Raw genomic sequence first — 16009 nt, 5'->3', positions numbered from 1 at the left:
GAGTTGACAAGGTTGTTTTTCTTTATAATTCTATTGGACAGAGTAGTTTGGAGCTTCATTTGTGATTTGTACATCGTGAGGGTGACTTTCTTTCAAACCAGCACCACTCATCTCAATAAATTGAGCGTTTTCATGAAGTTCTTGCAGATTAGCTGCACCGACATATCCCATGCCAGAACGGATACCGCCCAACATTTGGAAGACGATATCTGCAGCCGCTCCTTTATAAGCTACACGACCCTCGATTCCTTCTGGAACTAGCTTATTAGCTTCATTAACAGAACCTTGGAAGTAGCGATCGCTGGAACCTTTCTTCATAGCTGCGATAGAGCCCATTCCACGATAAGTTTTAAATTTACGTCCTTGGAAAATTTCAGTCTCACCTGGCGCTTCGTCTGTTCCAGCAAACATGGAACCAAGCATGACTGCATTTCCACCTGCAGCCAAAGCCTTAACAATATCTCCAGAATATTTAATTCCACCATCAGCAATGATGGTTTTTCCATATTCACGCGCAACTGCAGCTGCATCGTAGATTGCTGTGACTTGTGGGACACCAACACCAGCAATGACACGAGTTGTACAGATAGATCCTGGTCCAATTCCGACTTTTACTACATCAACACCGGCATCAAAGAGGGCGCGTGCACCTTCAGCAGTTGCAATATTTCCGGCAATCAAAGTGCGATCAGGGAAATGAGCACGAATCTCAGCAATCTTGCGCAAAACGCCAGCTGAATGACCATGGGCTGTATCAATAACAATGGCATCTGCTCCTGCTTCAAAGAGGGCCTCTGCACGTTCAAATGTATCTGAAGTGACACCTACCGCACCAGCAACTAACAGACGACCAAATTCATCTTTGGCCGCATTTGGGAACTCAATCACTTTTTCAATATCTTTAATGGTGATAAGACCAGAAAGTCGACCGTTTTCATCTACTAAAGGTAGTTTTTCAATCCGGTGTTCTTGCAGAATTCTTTCAGCAGTTGCCAGATCAGTTCCGACTGGAGCTGTAACAAGATTTTCACTGGTCATGTGGTTGGAAATTGGTTGATTATAATCTGAAATAAAGCGTAAATCACGGTTAGTCAAGATACCGACTAATTTACGATTTTCCATCGTTTCAACCACTGGAACCCCACTAATGCGGTAGCGCCCCATCAATTCATCTGCTTCAGCAATCGTATGATTAGGAGTCAGGAAGAATGGATCGATAATGACACCATTTTCAGAACGTTTTACCTTACGAACTTCATCAGCCTGCTGTGCAATAGACATATTTTTGTGGATGACACCTAGACCGCCGGCACGGGCAATGGCGATCGCCATTTGACTTTCGGTAACTGTATCCATAGCCGCAGTAATAATTGGGATATTTAATTTTAAATTCTCAGCAAGTTTTGTACTTAAATCAGCATCATTTGGCAACACGTGACTTTCAGCTGGAATAAGCAATACGTCATCAAAGGTAAAACCTTTTTTCAAAAATTTAGTGTCCCAGTTAGACATCCACAGTTTCCTCTTTTCTTATATATTGAGCAGGGCTCGTCTTTTTATTGTTAATATCATACCATTCTATAGGCATTTGTCAATGATTATTATGCAAAAATTAAAAACCATCTCTTTTTCAGGTAAAAGACGATGGTTTTTGATGTAATCTGCTATTATTGTTCGTTATTTAAAGTAATTAATTCCCATTGCATTTTTGACTTCTGACAGGGTTTGTCCAGCAACTTGTCGAGCACGTTCACTGCCTTCTTTCAGCATGTCATAGACTTGGCCCATGTCTTTTGCAAACTCGAGACGACGCTCTCTGATTGGTCCTAATTCCCGCTCCAAAATCTCTAAGAGATAGCGTTTAGTTTTGACATCACCCAGACCACCGCGTTGGTAGTGTTCTTTCATAGCCGCAATTTCAGCAGCATCTTCTGGCCGACCAAAAACATCCAGATAATGGAAAACCATATTACCTTCGATTTTTCCTGGATCTTCAACCTTGATGTGGTCGGGATCAGTATACATACTCATGACCTTTTTCTTGAGTGTATCCATGTCATCCGCTAGATAAATCCCATTGTTTAATGATTTTGACATTTTAGCATTGCCATCAAGCCCTGGTAAACGCCCAGCCGCTTCATTTTCTGGATAGATGCCTTCTGGCTCCACCAAAACCTCACAGTCATAGGCATGATTGAAGGAACGAACAATTTCACGTGTCTGCTCAATCATCGGTTTTTGGTCATTTCCGACAGGTACATAATTGGCCTTAAAGGCTGTAATGTCAGCTGCTTGAGAGATAGGATAAACCAAAAATCCAGTTGGGATACTTTCTCCAAATCCTTTCTGAGCAATTTCTGTCTTAACAGTTGGATTACGCTCTAAACGAGCTAAAGACACCAAATTCATGTAATACATTGACAGCTCTGCCAACTCTGGAATTTGACTCTGGATGAAAATAGTTGCTTTTTTGGGATCCAGTCCAGCTGCCAGATAGTCTAAGGCTACATTGCCAATGGATTCTACAATTGTTTGTGGATCTTTTGCATGGTCTGTCAGAGCTTGTTGATCCGCCAGAAAAACAAACATCTCATACTTGTCTTGATTTTGTAAAAGAACACGGTTACGTAGACTTCCGACATAATGACCAATATGTAATTTTCCAGTCGGACGGTCTCCGGTTAAAATAATGGGTTTTGTCATTGCTTGCTCCTCAATTAGTCTTGTTCTCATTATATCATTTTCAAAGAAAATTCGGAAGAATCTAGAAGAAAAAAAGAAGAATCATAGTTTAAAATAAACAGCTTGACAATATATTTACATCATGTTTACAAAGTTGAGAGCATTTTTATCTCTTAAAATAGTTTTTTATTCCATAATAATTTGAAAAAAGAAGAATTTTCTAGTAAAATGGATGAGACTACATATATAGGAGAAAATCATTGCTTACAGTATCTGATGTGTCACTGCGTTTCAGTGATCGAAAATTATTTGATGAAGTAAATATTAAATTTACAGAAGGAAACACTTATGGCCTGATTGGGGCGAATGGTGCGGGTAAGTCCACCTTCTTGAAAATTTTAGCTGGAGATATTGAGCCGACAACAGGCCATATTTCTTTGGGTCCAGATGAGCGACTTTCTGTTTTGCGTCAAAATCATTTTGACTATGAGGATGAGCGGGTCATTGATGTAGTTATCATGGGGAACGAGCACCTTTACAGCATTATGAAAGAGAAAGATGCTATTTATATGAAGCCTGACTTCTCTGACGAGGATGGGGTTCGAGCAGCTGAGCTGGAAGGAGAATTTGCTGAGTTGGGTGGCTGGGAAGCTGAAAGTGAAGCTTCTCAATTGCTACAAAACCTCAATATTCCAGAAGACTTGCATTATCAAAATATGAGTGAATTGTCGAATGGCGACAAGGTTAAGGTCCTTCTTGCCAAGGCTCTTTTTGGCAAGCCAGATGTCTTGCTTCTGGACGAGCCGACCAATGGTTTGGACATCCAGTCTATCACTTGGTTGGAAGATTTCTTGATTGATTTTGAGAATACAGTTATTGTCGTATCCCACGACCGTCACTTCTTAAATAAAGTTTGTACGCATATGGCTGACCTTGATTTTGGTAAGATCAAACTTTATGTCGGAAACTATGATTTCTGGAAAGAATCAAGTGAATTGGCAGCTAAGTTGCTCGCTGACCGAAATGCTAAGGCGGAAGAAAAAATCAAACAATTGCAAGAGTTTGTGGCTCGCTTCTCTGCCAATGCTTCTAAGTCTAAACAGGCAACATCTCGTAAAAAGATGCTGGATAAGATTGAATTGGAAGAAATTGTTCCGTCAAGTCGAAAATATCCATTTATCAGCTTTAAAGCGGAGCGTGAAATCGGGAACGATCTCTTGACAGTAGAAAATCTTTCTGTCAAGATTGACGGCGAGACTATTCTTGACAACATCAGCTTTATCCTGCGTCCTGGTGATAAGACAGCTTTGATTGGACAAAATGATATCCAGACAACTGCCTTGATTCGTGCCTTGATGGGAGATATCGACTATGAAGGAACTGTCAAGTGGGGTGTTACAACCAGTCGTTCTTATTTGCCAAAAGATAATTCTCGCGACTTTGCTGGTGGTGAATCTATTCTTGACTGGCTTCGTCAATTTGCTAGTAAAGAAGAAGACGATAATACCTTCCTTCGAGGTTTCTTAGGTCGGATGCTTTTCTCTGGCGATGAGGTTAACAAGCCTGTCAACGTCTTGTCAGGTGGAGAAAAAGTTCGGGTTATGTTGTCTAAACTGATGCTTCTCAAGTCAAATGTTTTGGTTTTGGACGATCCTACTAATCACTTGGATTTGGAATCTATTTCTAGTCTTAATGATGGTTTGAAGAACTTTAAGGAGTCGATCATCTTTGCTAGCCATGACCATGAGTTTATTCAAACCTTGGCCAATCATATCATTGTTCTCTCAAAAAATGGTGTGATTGACCGTATTGACGAAACTTATGATGAATTTTTGGAAAATCAAGAAGTTCAGGCAAAAGTCAAAGAACTTTGGAAAGATTAATAAGTTGTCAACATGAGTTGACAGAAGTTTACAGAGGCATGAAACAACGTTTCGGCCTCTTTCTCTATAAGAAACATGGAAAAAATCAGATATTTTTTTAATAAAAATTGGCTTTATTTAGCTTCCTTCACCTTACCTTTTCTCATTATGTGTTTCGTTTATCTGAGTCAAGGTATTTACTGGGGAAGCGATACTGCGCCGTTACTTGGAGACGGCTTCCATCAGTATGTCGTATTTGATACGACATTGAGGAATATCCTTCATGGAACGGATAGTCTTTTTTACACATTTTCAAGTGGATTAGGGCAAAATTTTTATGCTCTCTCCAGCTATTATCTAGGAAGTTTCCTTTCCCCCTTTGTCTACTTTTTCGATTTAAAATCAATGCCAGATGCAGTCTACTTATTTACTCTTATTAAGTTTGGCTTGATTGGCTTGACAACTTGTATCAGTATTAAAGGGATATTTAAAAAAATTCCAGACACACTAATCTTGATTCTGTCAACTTCCTTTTCTTTGATGAGTTTCTCAGTCAGTCAACTTGAAATTAAAACTTGGTTAGATGTATTTATATTGGTACCCCTTATCATCTTTGGTTTACACAAGTTGATGAATGGACAAGGGAGAGTTTTATACTTTGCAAGCTTGTCAATTCTCTTTATCCAGAATTATTATTTTGGTTACATGATGGCTCTGTTTTTAGTTCTTTGGTATCTCGTTCAGCTCTCTTGGGACTTTAAGGCCAGGATTCGGTCTTTCCCTGATTTTGCGATCGTGTCAATATTAGCAGGGCTTACTAGTCTAATTATGATTTTGCCGACTTATCTAGATCTGAGTTCACATGGTGAGACCTTGACAAAGGTTGAAGGCTTGTTTACTGAGAAAAGTTGGTATCTAGATATTTTTGCTAAAAATTTTATAGGAAGTTTTGACACAACTAAGTACGGTTCTATTCCTATGATTTATGTTGGTCTATTTCCTCTCATTTTAAGTATCTTGTTTTTCACGATAAAAAGTATTAAGCTTCGCGTGAAACTTGCCTACATTCTGTTGATTGGCATTTTTATAGTGAGCTTCCGACTGCAGTATTTGGATTTACTCTGGCAGGGAATGCATGCGCCAAATATGTTTTTACATCGCTATTCTTGGCTTTTTTCTCTTCTTATCATTTTGATGGCTGCAGAAACGCTCAATCGTTTGGAGGAAGTTAAATGGTGGCAAGTATTCCTTAGCTTCCTGCTCATTTCTTTTGGTTTTCTAGCCACTTTATACTATAGTAAACGCTATGATTTTCTTGGTCCTGAAAATTACATTTTTACTTTAGAGTTTTTCTTTGCCTATCTGTTAATCAGCTTTGCTTTTATTCGTTGTCACGTTAGGCAGAGTATGTTTACACTATCTTTACTATTTTTTGTGGTTTTTGAGCTCACCTTAAACTCTTATTATCAGGTCGATGGTATTGCTAAAGAATGGGTCTTTGCAAGTCGTTCTTCCTATTCGAAAAAGATGGATGAAATTGACAAACTTGTCAAGTATAGTAAGAGGGAAAATAGAGATTTCTTTCGAACAGAGAGGCTTGATCCTCAGACTGGCAATGACAGTATGAAATTTAATTATAATGGAATTTCTCAATTTTCATCAGTCAGAAATACGCAAGCTAGCTCAACTTTAGATAAATTAGGATTTAAATCGGCAGGAACTAATCTCAATCTCCGCTATCAAAATAATACTATTTTGATGGATAGTATCTTTGCTGTAAGATATAACTTATCTGAAAGAGACCCACAGAAATTTGGTTTTTCTGCAGAGAAGACTGAGCGGTCAATGACACTGTATGAGAACAATTATACTTTGGGCTTGGCTTTCTTAACCAATGATGTTTACAAAGATGTCAAGTTTACAAATTTAACGCTTGACAATCAAACAGCCTTTTTAAATCAATTATCAGGTTTGAAGCATAAATATTATGAGCGGATTTCTATAGTTGGTAATGAGGAAGAAACTGAAGGGAAAGTAACTGCAAGCATTGAAAATGATGCTCAGTTAAGCTATGCTAGCGTCACTTACACAATTCAGGTGCCTGCAGGTAGTCAAGTTTATGTCAACCTTTCAGATCTTGACTTTTCAAACGATAATCAAACCGATGTCAATATCACTGTAAATGGAATCACGAATCGTTACCCGACTCATAATGTTTTTCCATTTTTGAATATTGGTTACTTTAAGGAAGCACAGACGGTTTCTATCCAATTTTCTTTCCCAGAGAATCGGACTGTTTCTTTTAACCAACCAGAGTTCTTCTCTGTGGATGTAAACAAATATCAGCAACTCATAAGTAAATTGAAAGAACAAGAAGTTTCTGTGATGACAAAATCCAATACGGTAACGGTTGATTATCATGCGGATAGAGATAGTTCTCTCTTTTTCACCATTCCTTATGATAAGGGGTGGACAGCTAGTGTAGATGGCAAGAAGGTACCGTTAAAACGTGCGCAGAATGGTTTTATGAAACTTGATGTGAACAGAGGAGCAGGTAGAGTTACTTTATCATTTGTTCCAAGGGGATTAAAGGAAGGAACTGCAGCTTTCATTTTAGGAATAGTTTTATTTTTCTTCTATGATAGAGTTCGATTTAAATGGAGCAAAAAACATATAGATAGTTCAGCATAGGCTTTACATCATCAAAAAGCTTTAGAATATATGTCTGTTTTTACAAGTTCTTCAATAGTCTGTAATATAATTCATCAAAGTAATAAAGTTCTGTAATACTTTTGCTTTAGGATAGATATATCACAGAAAAGGAGAATTCTAAACATGAATTTGTATTTTAAAAATAGAATGATGAAAGCAGGCTTGCTCAGTTTGATGGCAGGAGCCGCTGTTTTGCTTCCGATTGTAGCCAATGCAGAAAGTTATACTGTCAAGTCAGGTGATACCTTGTCCGCGATTGCTGCTTCTCATCAGACGACTGTTGACAATATTGCGCAAAAAAACAAGATTAGCAATATCAATCTGATTAGTGTTGGTCAGGTTTTAGAACTGGACGATGATGTATATGAGCAGGTGACTGTTGAAAAATCAGATAAGGCTGAGCAATCTACTGTAAACCCAAGTTCTGGCTTGAGTACTGAGGATGCAGAGGCTAAGGAGTGGATTGCTCAAAAAGAATCCAGCGGCAGTTATACAGCGCAAAATGGGCAATACTATGGTCGCTATCAGTTGACTATCGCCTATCTAAATGGAGATTTATCACCAGAAAATCAAGAGAAGACAGCGGATGCTTATGTAGCAGGTCGCTATGGCTCATGGTCGGCTGCTAAAAATTTCTGGTTAGCAAATGGCTGGTATTAAAACTTTATTTAGAAATATGTTTAGAGGGACTGGAATTTGCATTCTAGTTCCTTTTTTATAATTATTAGTACATTTTTGTTTGGAATATGATATTTTGCATCAAGGTATTTACAATACTGTAAATTTACTTGACAACTTATAAAGATCATCAGATTGAGCAAAGGTTATTCATTGTTCTCCTTGCTAAATCATGCTATAATAGACCTTGCTCAAGCGACCTTCAATCGTTGAAAGCACAGCACGACCTTCAATCGTGAAATAACGAAAAGATGGGAGAACACAATGAGTGATAACTCTAAGATTCGTGTCGTTGTTGGTATGAGCGGAGGTGTTGATTCATCAGTAACTGCCTTGCTCTTGAAAGAGCAAGGTTACGATGTGATTGGCATCTTCATGAAAAACTGGGACGACACAGATGAATTTGGTGTCTGCACAGCCACAGAAGATTACAAAGATGTAGCAGCTGTTGCAGACCAGATTGGCATTCCTTACTACTCTGTCAACTTTGAGAAAGAGTACTGGGAACGTGTTTTTGAATACTTCTTGGCGGAATACCGAGCTGGTAGGACTCCAAATCCAGATGTCATGTGTAACAAGGAAATCAAGTTTAAAGCCTTCCTTGACTATGCCTTGACACTGGGCGCTGATTACGTTGCAACGGGTCACTATGCTCAGGTGAAGAGAGACCAAGATGGCTTGGTTCACATGCTGCGTGGCAAGGACAACAATAAGGATCAGACTTACTTCCTAAGCCAACTATCACAGGAACAACTTCAGAAGACTATGTTTCCTCTGGGTCATTTAGAAAAGCCAGAAGTTAGAGCGATTGCTGAAAGAGCTGGCTTGGCCACTGCTAAGAAAAAAGACTCAACTGGCATTTGCTTCATTGGTGAGAAGAATTTTAAAGAATTTCTGAGTCAATATTTACCAGCCCAGCCTGGTCGCATGATGACAATGGATGGCCGAGATATGGGTCAGCACGCAGGACTCATGTATTATACCATTGGCCAGCGGGGTGGTCTTGGAATTGGTGGTCAGCAGGGTGGTGAGAATGAACCTTGGTTTGTGGTCGGAAAAGACCTTAGCCAAAATATCCTTTATGTGGGTCAAGGATTTTATCATGACAATTTGATGTCAACTAGCCTTGACGCTAGTCAGGTTCATTTTACAAAAGAAATGCCAGAAGAGTTTACTATGGAATGTACAGCTAAGTTCCGTTATCGGCAGCCCGATTCCAAAGTGACAGTTACTGTAAAGGGTGACAAGGCAGTTGTCAACTTCGATCAACCACAAAGGGCGGTTACTCCAGGCCAAGCAGTCGTTTTCTATGATGGAGAAGAGTGTTTAGGTGGAGGATTGATTGACAGAGCTTATAAGAATGGTCAAGTCTTGCAGTACATTTAAGTAACTACAAGAGGAACGAGAATGTTTCAATTTTTTAAGAAAAAGACTGATGAGAAGGACGGCCTTGAAACTCTTTCTGACTACAAGAAGCAGTATTTGCATGAGAAAACGACAGAATCTATAGAGGCATTATTTAAGGTATTAAAGCAATCTAAAGTTTGGGTTCCCTTCAATGCTTATCTAATGGATGAAAGTGAAGGTCAAGAAGGTGTTCGCCTAAAACCCGATATTCTGCAGAAGGGAGATGATTATTTCTATCCCTGTTTCTCAAACGAGCAAGAGATTCCAAAAGAATACTATGATCGCTTTTCTTGGTTGCAACTGCCTGTCACAGATTGTTTGTTTGCAGTTGAAGGCAGAGGGAGATTTCCATTAAGAGGGATTGTTCTAGACGCATTCTCTGAATCTGTCGAGATTGATAAAGAAGCTTTTGAAGCGATTCGCCAATCTGAGTTGCTTTAGATTGACAATTCAACATAATTTGCTAAAATAAGATAAGCAATACCTATGATGGTCAAAGCTCATGGATGTTGCAGGCTTTTTTGTCCTGCACTTCTTTGGAGTTTTGACTGTTTTTGTGTCGTTTTGAAGAAGACGGTGTTTCCTATCACAACATCGAGTTTCATTATCTGGTAGACTTACTTGAGGATCCCCATTGACCATGCAGGAAGATGAGAAAACGCAGCCCTGTGAGTGGATTAACTTGGATAAACTCGAGGATTTCCAGCTGGTTCCAGCCTTTTTTAAAACAGCCCTACCAGATTGGGACGGTCAACTGCGACACATCCATCTTGAGGAATAGGAGAGAAAATGATGGTTAAGCTCATTGCCCATGTACTTGTTCATAGTGGCGGTGATTATTTGCTCATTCAGCGTTCGGAAATTAAAAGAGGACATCCCAAGGTTTATCTAACTTGTTGGGATATTCCTGTTGAAGGGAGAATACATGGTGAGATATTTTTTAATGGGAAAAAGTGTTTTGGAAGAGCTTTGGCTTAGTCCCCAATTGATTTATTAATGTGATTGTGTTACAATATTCCAATAAAGGAGGGAATGCTATGGATTTTGAAGTTAATGGTGGTAATTGGTCTGATATTTTGACTGAAACAACTAATATCCCTTCTAGATATGACCTTATTAGGCATAAATATTTTGAACACTTAGAAAAGCAAATAAATAGAAATGTCATCTGCTATTACTCTGGATGGCTTCAAAACAGGGTTAGTTCTATTGATATAAACGATAGCGATATGGAAGGCTTTATGAGTGTAATGAAAGGTATGGATAGGGAGAAAGGTCTAACTCTACTTTTGCATACACCTGGGGGTGATCCTAATGCTGCCGAGTCTATTGTTTCATATCTCAGGGAAGTTTTTAATGATGATATAGAAGTTGTTATACCACATATGGCTATGTCTGCAGGAACTATGATTTCATGTGCCTCTAAAAAAATTTGGATGGGAAAGCATTCTAGTATTGGACCTGTAGATCCGCAAATTTCGGGTTTACCTGCATATAATATCATTTCTGAATTTGAAGATGCTTATACAGAGTTAGGCCAACCAAATCCAAATGTAGATTACTGGCATATCTTGTTGTCTAAGTATCCGCCCGCTTTTGTAAAGTTTGCACAGGATGCAGTGGCTTTATCTGCTGAACTTATTGAAAAATGGCTTACAGAAGTTATGTTCATTGGGGAAGACAAAAAAGATGTGATTACTAATATAGTTAAAAACTTAAATGAACATGAAAACTCTAAAGTTCATGCTAGACATTTTAATATAAAATCAGGCCAGGAAATGGGATTAAAGATCTCTCCTTTAGAGAATGATCAAGAATTTCAGAATGCAGTATTGAGTTTACACCATGCTTGTATGGTAACTCTGCAAAATACAAGAGTGTCTAAGATAATCGAAAGCTCCTCGAACGCTTACATGGTGTCGGACAATTAATAAAGGAGGATAGTCATGATTTACACAATGGAACAAATTGAAAAATTATATAGTAGCTTACAAAATACTAAAGAAATAGCTAGGATTAAAGAGATTAAAGAGCTCAAAGAAATTGCCAAATCTGGAAAAATTAGCTCAGAAATCAGAGTAATTACTTATTGATTTTAATATCATACGAGGAGATTATTAGTATTAATATAGAGTTTTTAGAATATTTTCTAAGAACTCTTTTTTTACTAAATAATTGCTGGGTTATAAAAAATTTTGAAGAAATTGAGTGATTAAGGGACTGGTAATTTGATGTAAGGTGGATGATTTTGCGAAGAGTTAACTTCCGCGATATGAAGGTCTCAGAGAATATCTTGAAGAAGTGGGAGATAGGTTAGAGAGCAATTCGTCAATCATAGTACATTTAGATTGACAATTTCGCTCAATTTGCTAAAATAAGATAAGCAATACCTATGATGGTCAAAGCTCATGGATGTTGCAGGCTTTTTTGTCCTGCACTTCTAGAGACTTGGCCTTTTTTGGTGAAAAAATGAAGGAAAAAGAAATGACACACAATTTTACTGAAAGTTATGATGTTATCGTGATTGGAGCGGGGCACGCTGGGGTAGAAGCTTCTCTGGCTGCCAGTCGCATGGGATGTAAAGTTCTGCTAGCAACTATCAATATTGAGATGCTGGCTTTTATGCCTTGTAATCCATCTATTGGAGGGTCTGCAAAAGGCATTGTCGTTCGTGAAGTAGATGCTTTGGGCGGAGAGATGGCCAAGAATATTGACAAGAGCTATATCCAGATGAAAATGCTCAATACTGGTAAAGGACCTGCAGTTCGGGCTCTTCGGGCGCAGGCAGATAAAGAGCTTTATTCCAAAGAAATGCGGAAGACTGTTGAAAATCAAGAAAATCTGACTCTGCGGCAAACCATGATTAATGAAATCTTGGTAGAAGATGGTAAGGTCATTGGGGTTAAGACAGCGACGCAACAGGAATATGCAGCTAAAGCTGTCATTGTTACAACTGGAACAGCCTTGCGGGGAGAGATTATTATTGGTGATCTCAAGTATTCATCTGGTCCTAACCATAGCCTAGCGGCGATTCCATTGGCAGATAATCTGCGTGACCTAGGATTTGAAATTGGTCGTTTTAAAACTGGAACTCCTCCGCGTGTCAAGGCCTCATCTATCAATTATGATGTGACCGAAATTCAGCCAGGTGATGAAAAAGCCAATCATTTCTCCTACACATCTCGTGATGAAGACTATGTGAAAGATCAAGTGCCTTGCTGGTTGACTTATACCAATGCGGAAAGTCACGAAATTATCCAAAAGAACCTGCACCGTGCTCCTATGTTTTCAGGTATCGTTAAAGGAGTAGGACCACGTTATTGTCCGTCTATTGAGGATAAGATCGTCCGTTTTGCAGACAAGGAACGCCACCAGCTTTTCTTAGAGCCTGAGGGACGTGATACAGAAGAGGTTTATGTGCAGGGGCTGTCAACCAGTCTGCCAGAAGATGTACAAAAGGACTTGGTTCACTCTATCAAGGGTCTAGAAAATGCTGAGATGATGCGGACAGGTTATGCCATTGAGTATGATATGATTATGCCCCACCAGTTGCGAGCAACCTTGGAAACCAAGAAAATTTCAGGGCTCTTTACAGCAGGTCAGACCAATGGGACTTCTGGTTACGAAGAAGCTGCTGGTCAAGGAATTATCGCTGGGATTAATGCGGCTTTGAAGATCCAAGGGAAGCCAGAGTTGATCTTGAAGCGTAGTGATGGTTACATTGGAGTCATGATTGATGATTTGGTGACCAAGGGGACTGTAGAACCTTATCGCCTCTTGACTAGCCGAGCGGAGTACCGTTTGATTCTCCGACATGACAATGCCGATATGCGTTTGACAGAGATGGGACGGGAAATTGGTCTGGTAGATGATGAGCGCTGGGCTCGTTTCGAGATTAAAAAGAATCAGTTTGACAATGAAATGAAGCGTTTGGAATCTATCAAACTAAAACCTGTCAAGGAAACCAACGCTAAAGTAGAAGAGCTTGGCTTTAAGCCTCTGACGGATGCAGTGACAGCCAAAGAATTTATGCGGCGACCGGAAGTGTCTTATCAAGATGTGGTTCAATTCATTGGTCCAGCGGCAGAAGAATTGGATGAAAAGATTATCGAGCTAATTGAGACAGAGATTAAGTACGAAGGCTATATTTCTAAAGCTCTTGATCAGGTTGAGAAGATGAAACGCATGGAAGAGAAGCGGATTCCAGCCAATATTGATTGGGATGATATTGATTCGATTGCGACAGAAGCACGACAAAAGTTTAAGAAAATCAATCCAGAAACGATTGGTCAGGCAAGCCGTATTTCGGGTGTCAATCCAGCAGATATTTCTATTTTGATGGTTTATTTGGAAGGTAAGTCTAGAAGCATTTCTAAAAACAAAGCAAAATCGTAGACATATTAACGTACTATTTTATTGATAGTACGTTTTTGCATAATTTACACGTTTGTAAATAAATATTTACAAAAAATCTCTTTTATATAGAGAAATATTTACAACTACTGTCAACTTTTTGTTTAATAAAATTTACAAGATTTACACATCTTGTAAATTGATTGTGAATATTTGTTTGAGAATAGATCTAGGATTTGAGTCTTTCTTGCTTCACAAGTATCCAGAGGCAGTGAAAACTCGCTTTTTTTAAGAAAATATGGTAAAATGGCGCAATAAGAGGTTTTTTTATGAAAAGAATTCGTTTTTCCCCGAGCCACTTTGCGATAGTGGGGTTTACTTCCTTTATCATATTAGCTATTTGTCTACGCCTTTTTGGTGATAGTTTGCCTATGCTGGTGTCTCTTTTTACAGTGTTGGCGCTCTTGGTTTGGCTATTTATACAGCAGCAAAGAGTGACTGAATTGGACGAGCTTGAGCAGATTCGCTATGTCAATCATCAAGCAGAGGGAAGTTTAGCTTCTTTGTTGGATAAGATGCCAGTTGGTGTGATTAAAATCAATGAAAATAGTGGAGATGTGGACTGGTTCAATCCTTATGCTGAATTGATTTTTACAACGGATGATGGGGAGCTAAATAGTGATCTCCTGCAGGAAATTATCCACCTTGCTGCTTCGAAATCGGGTAGCTATGCAACAGTAGGAGATAATCAGTATTCTGTTTATTTTGATTCAGCTTCTAGTGTCCTGTACTTTTTTGATGCATCAAGTGAGTATGAAGCAACAGTTGGGCTAGTTACAACTCGACCGGTTATCGGTGTTGTCTCAGTTGATAATTATGATGATTTAGAAGATGCTGTATCAGATTCAGATATCAGTCATATCAATAGCTTTGTAGCTAACTTTGTAGCAGAGTTTTCTGAGCAGTTTCATATGTTCTACCGTCGGGTGGGAATGGATCGTTATTATCTTTTCACGGATTATACGGTTTTGGAACAACTGATGGATAGTAAATTTTCGATCATTGATCAATTTCGGACAGAAGCCAAGAATCGAAAACTTCCTCTGACGCTTAGTATGGGCTTTTCTTATGGGGATGGTAAGCATGATGAAATTGGTAAGATTGCCCTCCTTAATCTTAACTTAGCTGAGGTCCGGGGTGGTGACCAAGCGGTTGTCAAAGAGAATGACGATACCAAGAATCCAGTTTACTTTGGTGGTGGAACGGCTGCATCTGTCAAACGTACACGCACGCGTACGAGGGCTATGATGGTAGCTATTTCAGATAAAATCAAGAGTGTAGATCAGGTTTTTGTGGTTGGTCATCGCAATCTTGATTTGGATGCCTTAGGCTCCGCAGTGGGTATGCAGCTTTTTGCTAGCAATATCATTGAGAAAGCCTATGTTGTGTATGATGACCAACAGATGGGCTCGGATATCTATCGCTCTATTCAAAAATTGACGTCAGAAGGCGCTGATTATCTTTTGCCGATCTCGGAAGCCGTAAACCGAGTGACCAGTCGCTCACTCTTGATAATGGTGGACCACTCGAAGCTGGCCTTAACGCTTTCAAGGGAATTGTTTGACCGATTTAGTCAGACGATTGTGGTGGATCATCACCGTCGTGATGAGGATTTTCCTGAAAATGCAGTCATCGCCTATATCGAAAGTGGAGCTAGCAGTGCCAGCGAATTGGTAACGGAGCTGATTCAGTTTCAAAATTCCAAGAAGAATCGCCTGAATAAAATTCAAGCCAGTTTACTCATGGCTGGGATTATGCTAGACACCAAGAATTTCACCTCCAGAGTGACGAGCCGAACCTTTGATGTAGCTAGTTATTTGCGGGCTCGGGGCAGTGATAGTGTGGTCATTCAGGATATTTCTTCGACGAATTTTGAAGAGTATCGAGCAGTCAATGAGCTGATTTTGACAGGTAAGAAGCTTTTGCCAAATGTGATTGTAGCAGCGGGTGCTGAAAATGCTAGCTATGATACAGTCGTCATTAGTAAGGCAGCTGATACCATGCTTGCCATGTCGGGCATTGAAGCAACATTTGTGGTCAGCAGGAATACTGAGGGTTACGTATCCATTTCAGCTCGTAGTCGCAGTAAGATCAATGTTCAGCGGATTATGGAGAAAATGGGTGGTGGCGGCCACTTTAATCTGGCAGCAGCGCAAGTTAGCGATCAAACGGTTGCTGAAGTCACTCAACGTCTAAATCAAGAGATTATGGATCAAGTGATGGATAATGAGGAATCAATAGAAAAGGAGAAATAA

The 16009-nt window shown here is 39.3% G+C and carries 12 protein-coding genes and 1 pseudogene; 11 read left to right on the top strand and 2 right to left on the bottom strand.

Annotated elements, in window-relative coordinates; genetic code table 11:
- Positions 1 to 30: 30 nt before the first annotated feature.
- Positions 31 to 1512: an IMP dehydrogenase gene (guaB, locus tag D8793_RS02255; RefSeq protein ID WP_005591397.1), complete on the bottom strand. Its 1482-nt coding sequence runs from the start codon at positions 1510 to 1512 to the stop codon at positions 31 to 33.
- Between the two features lie 165 nt (positions 1513 to 1677).
- Complete coding sequence (gene trpS, locus D8793_RS02250) at positions 1678 to 2703, bottom strand: tryptophan--tRNA ligase (RefSeq protein ID WP_062004568.1); 1026 nt, start codon at positions 2701 to 2703, stop codon at positions 1678 to 1680.
- A gap of 239 nt (positions 2704 to 2942) precedes the next feature.
- Here trpS and D8793_RS02245 point away from each other — a divergent pair, with 239 nt between their 5' ends.
- The 11 genes and pseudogenes from D8793_RS02245 (at position 2943) to D8793_RS02200 (ending at position 16009) form a co-directional block, all read left to right on the top strand.
- The gene (locus D8793_RS02245) at positions 2943 to 4565 is read left to right on the top strand and encodes an ATP-binding cassette domain-containing protein (RefSeq protein WP_061909918.1); all 1623 of its coding nucleotides are present in this window, start codon (positions 2943 to 2945) and stop codon (positions 4563 to 4565) included.
- 75 nt (positions 4566 to 4640) lie between these two features.
- Complete coding sequence (locus tag D8793_RS02240) at positions 4641 to 7235, top strand: YfhO family protein (protein ID WP_125370722.1); 2595 nt, start codon at positions 4641 to 4643, stop codon at positions 7233 to 7235.
- Between the two features lie 144 nt (positions 7236 to 7379).
- Entirely contained in the window at positions 7380 to 7916 is a 537-nt protein-coding gene (apf, locus tag D8793_RS02235) for an aggregation-promoting factor (RefSeq protein WP_125370723.1), read from the top strand.
- 282 nt (positions 7917 to 8198) lie between these two features.
- Entirely contained in the window at positions 8199 to 9320 is a 1122-nt protein-coding gene (gene mnmA, locus D8793_RS02230; protein WP_125370724.1) for a tRNA 2-thiouridine(34) synthase MnmA, read from the top strand.
- Positions 9321 to 9341: 21 nt separating this feature from the next.
- Complete coding sequence (locus tag D8793_RS02225) at positions 9342 to 9782, top strand: SseB family protein (protein ID WP_125370725.1); 441 nt, start codon at positions 9342 to 9344, stop codon at positions 9780 to 9782.
- Between the two features lie 119 nt (positions 9783 to 9901).
- Positions 9902 to 10122 (top strand): annotated as a pseudogene (locus D8793_RS02220) (NUDIX hydrolase); the annotation flags it as partial.
- Between the two features lie 8 nt (positions 10123 to 10130).
- A complete protein-coding gene (locus D8793_RS02215) occupies positions 10131 to 10319 on the top strand; it encodes a hypothetical protein (protein WP_125370726.1) in 189 nt (62 codons plus the stop codon).
- Between the two features lie 59 nt (positions 10320 to 10378).
- Entirely contained in the window at positions 10379 to 11272 is an 894-nt protein-coding gene (locus tag D8793_RS02210) for an SDH family Clp fold serine proteinase (RefSeq protein ID WP_125370727.1), read from the top strand.
- Between the two features lie 15 nt (positions 11273 to 11287).
- Positions 11288 to 11434, top strand: a complete 147-nt coding sequence (locus tag D8793_RS11845) for a hypothetical protein (RefSeq protein ID WP_185761002.1) — start codon at positions 11288 to 11290, stop codon at positions 11432 to 11434.
- 391 nt (positions 11435 to 11825) lie between these two features.
- On the top strand, positions 11826 to 13736 hold the full coding sequence (mnmG, locus tag D8793_RS02205; RefSeq protein ID WP_125370728.1) for a tRNA uridine-5-carboxymethylaminomethyl(34) synthesis enzyme MnmG: 1911 nt from the start codon (positions 11826 to 11828) through the stop codon (positions 13734 to 13736).
- 287 nt (positions 13737 to 14023) lie between these two features.
- Positions 14024 to 16009 (top strand): DHH family phosphoesterase, encoded by a 1986-nt coding sequence (locus tag D8793_RS02200; protein ID WP_185761003.1) that lies wholly within the window; start codon positions 14024 to 14026, stop codon positions 16007 to 16009.

Origin of the sequence: Streptococcus cristatus, assembly GCF_003943465.1 — a bacterium.
GTDB classification, from domain to species: Bacteria; Bacillota; Bacilli; order Lactobacillales; family Streptococcaceae; genus Streptococcus; species Streptococcus cristatus_C.
Note: the sequence above shows the minus strand (reverse complement) of the source record. Positions and strands in the feature narration are given on the sequence as shown.

Excerpts from the sequence above, each read along its gene's own strand:
- guaB (WP_005591397.1), bottom strand. The coding sequence starts at position 1,512 with ATGTCTAACTGGGACACTAAATTTTTGAAAAAAGGTTTTACCTTTGAT.
- trpS (WP_062004568.1), bottom strand. The coding sequence starts at position 2,703 with ATGACAAAACCCATTATTTTAACCGGAGACCGTCCGACTGGAAAATTA.
- D8793_RS02240 (WP_125370722.1), top strand. The coding sequence starts at position 4,641 with ATGGAAAAAATCAGATATTTTTTTAATAAAAATTGGCTTTATTTAGCT.
- apf (WP_125370723.1), top strand. The coding sequence starts at position 7,380 with ATGAATTTGTATTTTAAAAATAGAATGATGAAAGCAGGCTTGCTCAGT.
- mnmA (WP_125370724.1), top strand. The coding sequence starts at position 8,199 with ATGAGTGATAACTCTAAGATTCGTGTCGTTGTTGGTATGAGCGGAGGT.
- D8793_RS02225 (WP_125370725.1), top strand. The coding sequence starts at position 9,342 with ATGTTTCAATTTTTTAAGAAAAAGACTGATGAGAAGGACGGCCTTGAA.
- D8793_RS02215 (WP_125370726.1), top strand. The coding sequence starts at position 10,131 with ATGATGGTTAAGCTCATTGCCCATGTACTTGTTCATAGTGGCGGTGAT.
- D8793_RS02210 (WP_125370727.1), top strand. The coding sequence starts at position 10,379 with ATGGATTTTGAAGTTAATGGTGGTAATTGGTCTGATATTTTGACTGAA.
- D8793_RS11845 (WP_185761002.1), top strand. The coding sequence starts at position 11,288 with ATGATTTACACAATGGAACAAATTGAAAAATTATATAGTAGCTTACAA.
- mnmG (WP_125370728.1), top strand. The coding sequence starts at position 11,826 with ATGACACACAATTTTACTGAAAGTTATGATGTTATCGTGATTGGAGCG.
- D8793_RS02200 (WP_185761003.1), top strand. The coding sequence starts at position 14,024 with ATGAAAAGAATTCGTTTTTCCCCGAGCCACTTTGCGATAGTGGGGTTT.